Origin of the sequence: Neobacillus niacini (genome assembly GCF_046591715.1) — a bacterium.
Lineage (GTDB): Bacteria > Bacillota > Bacilli > Bacillales > Cytobacillaceae > Neobacillus > Neobacillus niacini_L.
Window position 1 is genome coordinate 64,993 of record NZ_JAWVNQ010000011.1, and the last position, 12,969, is coordinate 77,961.

Below are 12,969 nucleotides of genomic sequence, written 5' to 3' on the forward strand. Positions count from 1 at the left end.
CCGAAAAAACGGGTTTTTTTTGTGTAAAAATGAATTGAAGGGGTTTTTAGTGCTGTAAAGCAAGAAAAAATGGTTGATTTTTAGTGTTTCTATGACTAAACTCAATTCGATACCCTGCATGGTTAATCGATTTGTTTCTTTATAGTAAAAAAGTTCGATAAGGCGACTTTGTTTGTCACAATTATAAAAAAGTAAACCACTATTTTAGTAGATTCTATTTATTCTTAATTCATAGGAGGCTTCCATGGAAAACGATATTATTATCCGTTTTGATAACGTAACAAAATCTTACAACAGTCAGACGAAGGTTTTACAAGATGTAAGCTTTGAACTGGAACGGGGAAAATTCTACACATTACTTGGCCCTTCAGGCTGCGGGAAAACGACGATTTTACGTATTATTGCAGGCTTTGAAAAACCGACAACCGGGGATATATACATTAACGGAAAGTGTGTTAACGATGTACCTGCAAACGAGCGTCAAGTAAACACCGTATTCCAAGACTATGCTCTATTTCCACACTTAAACGTATTTGAGAACGTAGCATTTGGTTTACGGATTAAAAAAGTAAAAGAATCTGAAATTAAAACGCGCGTAGCAGAAGCGTTAAAGTTCGTAAACTTAGCTGGGTATGAAAACCGTGAAATTACAGAAATGTCAGGCGGTCAGCGTCAACGGGTTGCGATTGCACGTGCAATCATTAATGACCCAGAAGTAATTTTACTTGATGAACCATTATCAGCACTTGATTTAAAACTGCGTACAGAAATGCAATATGAACTGCGCGAGCTTCAACAGCGTCTGGGCAAAACATTTATATTTGTAACGCACGACCAAGAGGAAGCATTAGCGATGAGTGATGAAATTTTCGTTTTAAACGAAGGGATTATACAGCAATCTGGTACGCCTGTTGATATTTATGATGAGCCAATTAATCGCTTCGTGGCAGACTTCATTGGGGAGTCAAACATTGTTGCCGGTGTCATGCTAGAAGACTATAAAGTTCAATTTGCTGGAAAGGTATTTGACTGTGTCGACGGCGGTATGAAGCCAAACGAAAAAATCGATGTTGTCATTCGTCCAGAAGACCTTCAGATTACATCAAAAGCGGCAGGTAAAATTGATGTTCGCGTCGATACGCAGCTATTCCGCGGCGTACATTACGAGTTATCAACATATGATAAGGAAGGAAATGAGTGGCTTGTACACTCATTGAAAAAGGCTGAAGTAGGTGCACAAGTAGGTCTTGATTTCGACCCTGAAGCGATTCATATTATGCGTCTAAACGAAACGGAAGAAGAATTTGACGCACGCATAGAGGCGTATAGTAATGAAGTTTAAGTCAAAACCAGCGTTCGTCCCATATACACTATGGATTGCGCTCTTCGTTATTGCACCGATTGGGCTCGTGTTGTATTATTCGATGCTCGATTTAAACGGAGATTTTACGCTAGTAAACTATAAAAACTTTTTTACATCTGCATACTTAACGATGACGCTGACGAGCTTCTGGTATGCATTAATCATTACGTTTTTTACACTGATCATCTCTTATCCAACTGCTTATCTTTTGACGAAAACAAAGCATAAGCATTTATGGCTCATGCTCATTATCATTCCTTCATGGATAAATTTATTATTAAAGACGTATTCCTTTATCGGGATTTTTGGTTTATACGGGCCGGTTAATGCCATTATAGAATTGTTGGGCTTCGACCCGACGCAAATCTTATTTACCGATTTTAGTTTTGTGTTTGTTGCGGTGTATATTTTTATCCCGTTTATGATTATCCCTATTTTCAACGCGTTAGATAAAATGAATCCGTCATTAATTTACGCAGCTCGTGACTTAGGTGCTTCACCGCTTACAACGTTCCGGCGAGTCATTTTTCCTTTAACGATTGAAGGAGTAAAATCAGGGATTCAAGTAACGTTCATCCCTGCACTTTCCCTCTTCATGATTACGCGCCTAATTGCAGGGAACAAGGTAATTACACTTGGTACAGCGATAGAACAGCAGTTTTTAGTCGCTCAAAACTGGGGAATGGGTTCAACCATTGCTGTGTTTTTAATTTTAATTATGTTTATCATCATGGTGTTTACTCGCACAAAGAAAAAAGGAGGTCGAGCATAAATGCGATCTAATTTAACGACTACAGCTAAAGTATATTTAGCTATCGTGTTTGTTATTTTATATGCACCGATCTTCTACTTGATTTTTTATTCATTTAATAGCGGCGGTTCAATGGGTGCGTTTGAAGGTTTTACACTCGAACATTATCAAGCTGTATTTGATGATCATCGCCTGCTCGTTATCTTAATCAATACCGTAATTGTTGCATTGTTGTCAGCGTTAATAGCAACCATCATCGGAACTCTTGGAGCAGTCGGTATAGTTTCATTAAGAAATTACAAAATACGTAACATCGTATTATCATTGAATAATATTTTAATTGTCAGCCCAGATGTTGTGATTGGGGCAAGCTTCTTAATTTTATTCACAATGATTGGAGTTAAACTTGGCTTTCTTTCCGTATTGATTTCACATATTGCCTTCAGTATTCCAATCGTTGTATTAATGGTTCTGCCTAAAATCTTGGAAATGAATACGAACTTAATTGATGCAGCACTTGATTTAGGAGCAAGTCGACGTGATGTCTTAACACGTGTTATTGTTCCATATATTAAACCGGGGATTTTAGCTGGTTTTTTTATGGCGATAACCTATTCGTTAGATGACTTTGCTGTTACGTTTTTTGTTACTGGTAACGGATTTAGTACATTGTCTGTTGAGATCTATTCGATGGCACGCGCAGGTATTACTTTAACCGTTAATGCTATCTCAGGGCTGGTGTTTATCGTGACAGTCGGTATTGTCGTTATGTATTACTTCATTACGATGCGTTCGAAAAAAACGGAGGGCTCGATTAAATGAAATCTTTAATTCAAATCATGTTAGCAATCGTTATAACATGCGGCCTCCTTTCGTTTGCTGCGGCAAAACTTGAAGCAGGAAGCTCTGCCGGAGGGAAGGACACTTTAGTTGTTTTCAATTGGGGAGAATACATTGACCCAACGCTAATCGACCAGTTTGAAGAAGAAACAGGGATTACTGTTATTTATGAAACATACGATTCCAATGAAGCAATGTTGACGAAAATTAGACAAGGGGGCACATCTTATGATGTTGTTGTCCCATCCGAATATACAATAGAAACTATGATAAAAGAAGATTTGTTAATAGAAATTGATCATTCGAAACTTCCAAACTTGCAAAATATCGATCCTTACTTTTTAGATTTGCCGTTCGACCCGAAAAACAAATACTCCATTCCTTACTTTTGGGGAACGGTCGGGGTAGTTTATAATCCTAATGAAATTCCGGAAGATATCACTTTTGATTCGTGGGACGATTTATGGGATCCGGCACTAAAAAATAAAGTATTCCTAGTAGATGGAGCCCGTGAAGTCATCGGTATGGGCTTAAATAGCTTAGGATATTCGTTAAATTCACGTGATGAAAAAGAACTACAAGAAGCATTAAAAAAATTAATACAACTTAACGGCAATGTAAAAGCAATCATTGGAGATGAAATTACACCCCTAATGATTAATAATGAAGCTACAGTAGCCGTAACCTTCTCAGGGCAGGCAGCAGATATGATGTTTGAGAACGAAGAGCTGAATTACGCAGTACCACAAGAAGGCTCAAACTTATGGTTTGATAACATGGTTATTCCTGCCACTTCAAAGAATGTGGAAGGAGCCCACCAGTTTATTAATTTTATGCTGGATAGAGAGGTAGCTGCACAAAACACGGATTATGTAGGATATGCGATTCCAAATAAAGCAGCGTGGGAACTATTAGATGATGAAGTAGTAAACGATGAACGGTTTTACCCGCGTGAAGAAAGCCGGGCAAACTTAGAGGTATATGAAAATCTAGGTCTTGAGCTGCTGGGGAAATATAACGAATACTTTTTAGAATTTAAAATGTCATTAAAGTAATTCATTGTGAAGCCGATTTTGAAATAATTTTTTAAGGGGCCAAAATTCATATAGGAATTTGGTCCCTTTGTTTATAGAGCATTGCAATTTATAACCTAATCCCTTGATTACTTCGAATTTGTGATTTATAGTAGACAGTTAATGGAGGTGCAATTAATGGCGAAAAAAGTTTTTTTACTATTATTGATGGTTTTAATTTTTGCTGTAACTGCTTGCAGTAATAACAATGAAACACGTTCTAATGACCAAAACGAAACAAGTTCTAATGATCAAAAAGAAACTATAAGCGAAGATAGTGATACAGCTGTCCTTAAGATTGGCGAAACAGGATTAATTGAATCTACTATTGGAAGTTATGAAGTTACTCCTGAAAGTGTAAATTTTATCGATTCAATCGAAGGAAAAACATCAAGTTATGGAACACTGATTGAAGCGACTATTCATTTTAAAAATGTTTCTGACAAAGCAATTGAAACGTCTTCAATTCTTTATAGTGATGGTAGAATAATACCTTTATCTGATGAAGCAGTTTACGCTATTGCTGTACATATTACTGACGAAGTTCAAGAAATTCAGCCAAATGAAACTGTTACGATGAAAATTGTTTATGACGCTTTAGAAGACAAAGATTATCATCTTGCATTCGGAGATGGTTTAACATCAAATGAAGTAAGATGGTCATTTGAACGAGAGTAATTTTTTATGATTTAGATATAAAAATTATGCTCCCTCGGACTAAGAGTTTGAGGGTTCTTTTTTGTTGGTTTTATACCAATAAATTCATAAGTTGGTATATTATACCTATAGTTAGAGGTTAATTATACTTATTCTATTTATTTATTAAAATATTAAAATAATTCTAATTATTCATGTTATTTTAATCCTATTAAACTATAATAGCTCTATGGAAAATAATAGGAGGTCGTTGAATGATGAAGAAAAAATTTATTTTACCTGTAGCACTGTCGTCAGCCATGCTGGCAGGTTCTATTCCCGTTAGTAGCGTATTTGCACAGCCGGCTGATTCGAAGGCACAAAGCAGTGTACAAGCCTCTAAGGTGTGGAATGAGAAAGCAAGCGTACCTTTATTTGTGAAAGAGAAATTTGCAGAGAAGTTCTCTTCAAGTTCATCTTCCAATGCGTTAAATTATTTGAAGAAAAATGAAGGTAAAACCGGTATTAAAAATCCAGATAAGAATTTAAAGGTTAAGAATATCCAAAAAGATAAACTTGGTATGACTCATGTTCGCTATAACCAGGCAGTAAATGGAGTGAGCGTAGAAGGGTCCGAGGTTGTTGTCCATTTTAATAAGAATAATGAAGTTGTATCTGTTAATGGAAGAATAAATCAAAATATAGCTGAAGATCCAGTGGATACGACTGTTTCTTTAAGTAGTGATGCGGCACTAAAGTCGGCATTATCCTCTGTCAATGCTCCTGAAGAGCTGACATATGAGCCCTCTACTGAGCTAGTTGTCCTTCCTTTTGAAGGAGAACATTATACTGCCTATAAAGTTAATGTTAACTTCATGGGTGAGGAGCCAGGAAACTGGTTTGTGTTTGTGGATGCAAATACAGGTAAAGTAATCGATCAGTATAATGGCTTAATGCATGCAAATGAAGGTAAGTCACAAAAAGGTGTTGGAAAAGGTGTACACGGGGAGCACAGGGAATTACATATTACTCAAGTGAAAGAACCAAATTCTGGAACGAAGTTTGCTTTAGCTGACTACTCTCATGAGAATCTCGGCGGCATCGAAACATACGATGCTAAAAACGATAACACATCCAGTAATGATACTCTATATGTGGGTAATTCTGCGGCATTTATCGGCGATTATGACCGAGCGCTTGTTGATGCCCACTATAATTCCGAAAAGGTATATGAGTATTTCTTAAATGAACATGGGCGTAATTCTCTCGATGGGGAAGGAATGGCAATCATCTCCAAAGTTCACTATGGTACAAACTATAACAATGCTTCTTGGAATGGGCGTTGGATGACCTATGGTGATGGAGACGGTATATTTATGACTTCTCTATCAGCTGGTCTTGACGTTGCTGCCCACGAAATGACACATGGTGTCATTACTCATTCGGCGAATTTAGTATATCGCAATCAATCTGGAGCATTAAACGAATCGTTTGCTGACGTCTTTGGTGCACTAGTTGATGACAGTGATTGGGAAATGGGCGAGGATATTATGGCACCAGCTGCTAAAGCTGAAGGTGTAACGGTATTGCGCAGCTTAAGTAATCCAAACAGTGTAATCGTCAGCAACGAGCAAAGAAGGGCGTATAGTACAAATGGCGGTGTATATCCGGACCATATGGACGAGTTCTATAACATGCCAACTTCTGTTGATGGCGGCGGAGTTCATGTTAACTCCTCGATTACAAACCATGCTGCATACTTAATTGCTCAAGAAATTGGCAGAGAAAAATTAGGGCAAATTTATTATCGTGCCTTAACGGTATATTTAACTTCAAATTCTGATTTCAGTGACGCCAGGGAGGCAGTTGTTCAGTCTGCCATTGACCTTTATGGTGAAGGCAGCGTGGAAGTGGCTGCAGCGAATGCTGGATTTGATGCGGTAGGAATTTATTAAAAGTTACAGAAATCCCTCAAACTAATAGTTTGAGGGATTTTTTTGAGTAAGAAAGTCTAACTATGTGAAAGTGGGACCAAGAGAACCGTCCCCATGTCCTTCCCATGTCCTTATGCATTCAAATCATACATTTGGCCTTTGATTAAATAGGCTGCACTTTCGGCAATGTTTGTAATATGGTCAGCAGTTCTTTCGAGGTACCGATTAATCAATAATAATTGTACCAATTGATCTGTTTCTTCAGGGTGTTCTTTTAAATAACTGGTGATGGATTTGTAGGTTTCGTCACTAAAGCGATCAACCTCGTCATCTAATTCGCCAACTTCTTTGGCAAGTTTCATATCACCAGTAATGAAAGAATCTAAACCCTTTTGAAGCATCGTAATGGAGATATCCTTCATTTTCTCAAGATTAGATATATCCACTAAAGAATTGATGTTCCCGCTTCTAATAGTCGATTTTGCTATATTAACACCGAAATCTGCAATTCGCTCTATTTCCGAACTGATTTTTAAAACACCGATGATTCTCCGTAAGTCCCTGGCAACAGGCTGTTCCTTTGCCATAAGCCAAATAATGAACTGATTAATTTCAATTTCTAAATCATCCACAGCCTCATCTTCATCGATTACTTTTAAGGCCAATTCCACATCTTTTGATTTAAAGGCTTCAAAGGCTTTTTCAATTGAGGAAACCGCTAAGTCGGACATTGTTTTCATTTTTGCTTGGAGTTCTTCCAATTTATTATCAAAGTTTTCACGAACCACCATCATGATAATACCCTCCTAATATTAACCGAATCTGCCAGTAATATAATCTTCAGTTCTTTGGTCGCGCGGCATTGAAAAGATTTTACTTGTTTCATCATATTCAACGACTTCTCCACTTAGGAAAAAGGCTGTTTTATCGGAGATTCTCGCTGCTTGCTGCATATTATGGGTAACAATGACAATGGTATAATCCTTCTTCATTTTTTCAATCAATTCCTCTACCTTTAGTGTAGAGATAGGATCCAGTGCAGAGGTAGGTTCATCCATTAGGATAATATCCGGTTTCATTGCAATGGCACGTGCGATACAAATCCGCTGTTGTTGACCGCCAGAAAGACCAAGTGCTGAAGTTTTTAAACGGTCCTTTACTTCATCCCAAATGGCCGCACCACGCAGGCTGCTTTCAACAATTTCATTTAGCTCTTTTTTATTTTTAATTCCTTGCATTCTTGGACCATATGCCACATTATCATAAATACTCATAGGAAATAGGTTTGCCTTCTGAAACACCATTCCTACTTTGGTTCTTAATTTTATCACATCAGTGGTTTTGTATATATCTTCCTGATCAATCATAATATTGCCGGTAATTTTGACGCCATCAATCAAATCATTCATTCTGTTTAATGTTCTGAGGAAAGTTGATTTACCACATCCAGATGGGCCGATTAGAGCTGTAACCTCATTTTCATGGATATCAAGTGATATGGAGTGAAGTGCCTGCTTTTCGCCATAAAACAAATCAAGATCTCTAACACTTATTTTTACTTCTTTCGTTGGTTCCTGCATCAGTGTTGAATTATTCATTCTTAATTTAATATCTTTTGCAGTCATGTAGTCAGCCCCTTATTTAATAATCTGCTTTGTTTAATTTTTTTGAAATAAACGTTGCCGATAGATTCAATATTAGGATAATCACTATTAAGACAATTCCCACTGCTGATGCTAATTCAATATCACCTGATTCCTGTGTTACTAAAAAGGAATGAACCGTTAATGTTCGTGCCGATGAGAAGATACTTGAAGGCATTGCGGCAACCGTACCAGCTGTTAGAAAAATAGCAGCAGACTCACCGACAATTCTTCCTATCGACAAAATAATTCCAGATAAAATACCAGGCATCGCACTTGGCAGAATAACTTTATATAAAGTTTGCAGCTTTGTTGTTCCCAATGCTAGTGAACCTTCTCGATATGAGTGTGGGACCGTTTTAAGTGATTCCTCTGTAGTTCGGATAATGACAGGTAATACGATAATGGTTAACGTTAAGGAAGCAGCAATAATGGACATACCCATTTTTAATGTTGTCACAAAGAACACTGCCCCGAATAATCCATAAATAATGGATGGAATCCCTGTTAAACTTTCCGTTGCAAAGCGAATAATGTTTACCAGACGGCCTTGTTTTGCATACTCTTGCAGATATACAGCGGCAAAAATACCAATAGGAGTTGCGATGAGTAACGAGATGACAATTGTATAAATGGTCGTGATGATCATCGGCCAAATTCCACCGCCGCCGGCAGGAGAATAGTCTCCAAAGATAAAATCAAAGCTTATTAAACGATAACCTTTGAAAAAGATATAGCCAACAATCATGACAAGTACGGCAACGGTTAAGAAAGCCGAGCCCCAAAGAAGTCCGCGATACAATTTATCTTTATGCTTTCTCAACTTACTGACCACCCTTCGCACTGATCTTTGCTAATACAAAATTTAAAATTAAAATAAACGAGAATAAAACAATACCTGTAGCGAATAACATCTCTTGGTGAGTTCCGAATGCGTAACCCATTTCTAATGCAATATTTGTGGTTAATGGCCGGACGCTGTCTGTAAGGCTTGTTGGCAGAATTAGACTATTACCTGCTACTAAGATAACTGCCATTGTTTCACCGATTGCTCTGCCTAGTCCTAAAACAATTGCGGCCATAATCCCCGACTTAGCTGCCGGGACTACAACCTTAAAGATTGTCTCAATTTCAGAAGCACCAAGTGCTAATGATCCTTCACGATATGTTTTTGGGACAGCGCGGATTGCTGTTTCAGCAACCGTTACAATGGTTGGCAGCATCATAATGGCCAAAACTAGGATAACCGCAATTAAGCTTTGTCCTTTTACTAGATTTAATTGATTTTGTAAAAAAGGAACGATTAGTGCAAGTCCAAATACGCCATATAAAACCGACGGAATTCCAGCCAACAGCTGTACAGCGGGTGAAATAAACTTTGCTACTCTTTTTGGCGCGATTTCAGCTAGGAAAATAGCTGTAAACAAACCAATTGGCACTCCAATCACTAGTGCACCAATTGTCGCGTAAATAGAAGCTACAATCATGGGCAAAATGCCAAATTTCTCTTCACTAGGGACCCAATCTACTCCAAAAAGAAAGTCAAAAAAGCTGTATCCATCCACTACAAATGGAAGTGATCCTTTATAAAAAACAAATCCAACGATTAACAATAAACTGATAACGGAAAGTAGAGCACAAAACTGAAATAATCTGGATGACAGCTTCTCTAACATGTACTTCCTATTATTATTTGAATTCTTTTTCTCTTCTAGCTGCAGCGGCATACGCATTCCTCCATGAGTCTCTTTTTTGCCTATTGTCAATATAGGGAATTAGTTTATTGGGATTGCTCCTGTTTCAGCAACAATGGCTTGTCCGTCTGGGCTCAAAATATACTCAATATACTGCTTTCCGGCATTAGTAATTCGATCCTCTTTGTGTACAAATAAAAATGGACGGGACAGGCTGTATTTTTGCTGCAAAACATTCTCCGCTGTAGCCTCTACTCCATTTATATCTATAGTTGAAATAGAGGAATCAATATATTCGAATGAAATAAAACCAACTGCATGCTTGTTCGTTGCAACTGTTGTTTTTATATTTCCGTTACCACTCGCAATGATTGCACTTCTTACTAATTCACCTGAAGAATACCCGACTATTTCTTGAAAGGCGTCTCGTGACCCAGAGCCATCTTCTCGAGAAACAACGACGATTTCCATGTCTCTGCCTCCTAGCTCTTTCCAATTGGTAACTTCACCGGTAAAAACAGCCTTTACTTGTTCCATGGTTAGGTTTTTCACTTTGTTGCTGGGATGTGTCACAACAACAATTCCATCATACGCAATGATTGTCTCGACTAGCCCGCTTGATTTTTCTTCTTCTTTTAAATCGCGTGACGACATTCCGATTTCTGATACTCCGCTTATGGCATTGGTTATTCCTGCCGATGATCCAATTTGATTTATCTCAACTTTTACATTGCTAGTCTCTTTAAAATTTTCTGCAATTTTTTCTGCTAAAGGTCCTACTGATGTAGATCCCGAAACGGAAACGGCAGCCGAACCTTCATTTGATGATTCTGCTCCTTCATCATTACTGTTTCCACATGCTGATAAAATGGCTATTAAGAATAGCAACAATAATCCTAGCATTGTTGTTCTTTTTATCGTCATTTTTCTACCTCCAGGATCTTCGTTTAGAAATTTCTTTGCGACATGTAAAGAATAAACGCTGTATGTAAATATTAAGTGGATGTTTTGTAAAGCTTTTGTAAATTTAACAGATTCCGTTCTTGGTAATTTATTACCATTGTTGAAAGTAAATCATTGTTTTCCTAATATACTCTTCCAAGTGCCACCTATGATAGGACCCGAGTGTAATAACGGCTTATTTAAGTTTGCTACGCAACGTATCATACATGTAAACAGCAATATCTTGGATGTTAAGGAAATAAATGATATAAAATTCATAGAAAGACGCAAGGGGGAATTGAATTGACATTAGGTGAAAAGATAAAAGAATATCGAAAGAGGTCAGGACTATCACAGGAAGAGTTGGCAGAAAAATTATTTGTTTCCAGGCAGGCCATCACAAAATGGGAAAATGACAGAGGAATTCCAGATGTGAATAACTTACAATGTATTGCTAATTTATTTGATGTGAGTGTAGATTCCTTAATTAATACTCAAGAAAGCACCACTACAATAGTAATCAAAGAAAATATTGATATAGCAATTTATCAAAAAGGCGGGAAATTTCGTTCCAAATATGATGCAGTTGTTAAAGATAAATATCCCAATGCAAAAGTGATTTACCCTTTAATCAGAAGGAAAAAGTTAAATTTGGTACAAGAATTTATTGATTTTATTGTACAGCCGGGCGTATTACAAGTAGCAGATTCATTTAACGATTTGTCCTCTTACTATCTTGTTGAATTAACAAACAGACAAATATTAGTACAAATTACGAAAACCATTATTGAAGGAAAAGAATTAAATCATAAATTTGAGGGAAAAAAATGCATTATTGATGGAAGTATTTTCAAAAAGGCAATTTACACGATCTAATGGGTGACCATGGGGACGGTTCTTTAGGTATTTTGTATTTCCAGTTATTGTATGACCATGAGAACCGTCCCCTTGTCCCGCCACCCTCTGCCCTCTGGAAAAATGCTTAAACTAAGTGCATAATGATAGATATATTCCTCCATTTAGGTGAACTATGGGGGGGTTATTGAATTTATTTAGAAAGGCGAGAGGGTATTGAAACTTTATAGCTCAATTCTTGATTTAATCGGAAAAACTCCGATTGTGAAATTAAATAAATTACCTGACCCAGCTGGCGGGGAAGTGTATATAAAACTGGAATCTTTTAACCCTGGGGGAAGTGTAAAAGATCGTGCCTCCATCAGTATGATTGAACGTGCAGAACATGAGGGGAAATTAATTCCAGGGAAGAGTACGGTAATTGAGCCGACTTCAGGTAATACTGGTATTGGAATAGCCATGGTATGTGCAGTAAAAGGGTATCGATGTATTATTACGATGCCTGATAATGCGACGTTAGAGCGTGTGAAAATTTTAAAGGCATACGGGGCGGAGGTCCACTTAACTCCAGCAAATTTGCGCATGCAAGGTGCGATTGAGAAAGCAAATCGTTTGGCTGAATCTATTCCTGATAGTTTTATTCCGATGCAATTTGAGAATTCTGCAAATGCTGATGCTCATCGTGAAACGACAGCTGTTGAGATTCTAGAAGCCTTTGAAGGTAAATTGGACGCTCTTGTGTTGACAGCAGGAACAGGCGGTACAGTCACGGGGGTAGGGGAAGAGCTGAAGAAGCATATTCCCAATTTGAAAATTTATGTAGTAGAACCATATGGTTCCCCTGTGTTATCGGGCGGAGAGCCTGGGCCGCATAAAATCCCTGGAACGGGACCAGGTTTTGTGCCAGCCATTTTGAATACTTCTATTTTTGATGAAATCTTGCTAATTAAGGATGAAGATGCCCAAGTGACAGCACGCCGGCTTGCTGCTGAGGAAGGAATCTTTGTCGGAGCCTCAGGAGCATCGTCCGCTTATTTTGCTGTTGAGACAGCGAAGAAACTTCCATCTTCGGCTAGAGTCCTTTGTTTAGCCCCAGACACAGGAGAACGTTATCTGTCCTCCGATTTATTTCAGGCTTGATTATTTATCCTCGTCGACTATTACTATAGGAAAAGGCAGTTTTTCTCCCAAGGAGATGCTGCCTTTTTGTCTTTTTAAAAACAGTGTTTCTACACTTA

At 37.8% G+C, this 12,969-nt stretch carries 13 protein-coding genes; 8 read left to right on the top strand and 5 right to left on the bottom strand.

The features are described 5' to 3' along the window. The first annotated feature begins 244 nt into the window (after positions 1-244). From SFC47_RS20685 to SFC47_RS20710, 6 genes are all read left to right on the top strand, one after another. Positions 245-1,342: an ABC transporter ATP-binding protein gene (locus SFC47_RS20685; protein WP_411256384.1), complete on the top strand. Its 1,098-nt coding sequence runs from the start codon at positions 245-247 to the stop codon at positions 1,340-1,342. After that, on the top strand, positions 1,332-2,135 hold the full coding sequence (locus tag SFC47_RS20690) for an ABC transporter permease (RefSeq protein ID WP_411256386.1): 804 nt from the start codon (positions 1,332-1,334) through the stop codon (positions 2,133-2,135). The genes SFC47_RS20685 and SFC47_RS20690 overlap by 11 nt, the downstream gene beginning before the upstream one ends. Continuing rightward, complete coding sequence (locus tag SFC47_RS20695) at positions 2,136-2,936, top strand: ABC transporter permease (RefSeq protein ID WP_411256387.1); 801 nt, start codon at positions 2,136-2,138, stop codon at positions 2,934-2,936. Then, positions 2,933-4,009, top strand: a complete 1,077-nt coding sequence (locus tag SFC47_RS20700; RefSeq protein ID WP_411256388.1) for an ABC transporter substrate-binding protein — start codon at positions 2,933-2,935, stop codon at positions 4,007-4,009. The genes SFC47_RS20695 and SFC47_RS20700 overlap by 4 nt, the downstream gene beginning before the upstream one ends. A 156-nt stretch (positions 4,010-4,165) precedes the next feature. Further along, positions 4,166-4,705 carry a hypothetical protein gene (locus SFC47_RS20705; protein WP_411256389.1) on the top strand — a complete coding sequence of 180 codons (540 nt, stop codon included), beginning with the start codon at positions 4,166-4,168 and terminating at the stop codon, positions 4,703-4,705. 236 nt (positions 4,706-4,941) lie between these two features. After that, positions 4,942-6,618, top strand: a complete 1,677-nt coding sequence (locus SFC47_RS20710) for a M4 family metallopeptidase (protein WP_411256455.1) — start codon at positions 4,942-4,944, stop codon at positions 6,616-6,618. Between the two features lie 110 nt (positions 6,619-6,728). Here SFC47_RS20710 and phoU read toward each other — a convergent pair whose 3' ends face one another. Genes phoU through SFC47_RS20735 form a run of 5 tightly spaced genes read right to left on the bottom strand, consistent with a single transcriptional unit; the run spans position 6,729 to position 10,858 of the window. Then, complete coding sequence (gene phoU / locus SFC47_RS20715; RefSeq protein ID WP_411256390.1) at positions 6,729-7,391, bottom strand: phosphate signaling complex protein PhoU; 663 nt, start codon at positions 7,389-7,391, stop codon at positions 6,729-6,731. A gap of 18 nt (positions 7,392-7,409) precedes the next feature. Continuing rightward, positions 7,410-8,195 (bottom strand): phosphate ABC transporter ATP-binding protein PstB, encoded by a 786-nt coding sequence (gene pstB, locus SFC47_RS20720; protein ID WP_411256456.1) that lies wholly within the window; start codon positions 8,193-8,195, stop codon positions 7,410-7,412. Positions 8,196-8,238: 43 nt separating this feature from the next. Continuing rightward, positions 8,239-9,063 (bottom strand): phosphate ABC transporter permease PstA, encoded by an 825-nt coding sequence (gene pstA, locus SFC47_RS20725; protein WP_411256391.1) that lies wholly within the window; start codon positions 9,061-9,063, stop codon positions 8,239-8,241. A gap of 1 nt (position 9,064) precedes the next feature. After that, entirely contained in the window at positions 9,065-10,006 is a 942-nt protein-coding gene (pstC, locus tag SFC47_RS20730; protein ID WP_411256392.1) for a phosphate ABC transporter permease subunit PstC, read from the bottom strand. 9 nt (positions 10,007-10,015) lie between these two features. Then, positions 10,016-10,858: a phosphate ABC transporter substrate-binding protein gene (locus SFC47_RS20735; protein WP_411256393.1), complete on the bottom strand. Its 843-nt coding sequence runs from the start codon at positions 10,856-10,858 to the stop codon at positions 10,016-10,018. 321 nt (positions 10,859-11,179) lie between these two features. On the opposite strand from SFC47_RS20735, the gene SFC47_RS20740 reads away from it, so the two are divergent. After that, positions 11,180-11,752 carry a helix-turn-helix domain-containing protein gene (locus SFC47_RS20740; RefSeq protein ID WP_411256394.1) on the top strand — a complete coding sequence of 191 codons (573 nt, stop codon included), beginning with the start codon at positions 11,180-11,182 and terminating at the stop codon, positions 11,750-11,752. A gap of 195 nt (positions 11,753-11,947) precedes the next feature. Next, on the top strand, positions 11,948-12,871 hold the full coding sequence (gene cysK, locus SFC47_RS20745) for a cysteine synthase A (protein WP_411256395.1): 924 nt from the start codon (positions 11,948-11,950) through the stop codon (positions 12,869-12,871). The last annotated feature ends 98 nt before the right edge of the window (positions 12,872-12,969 follow it).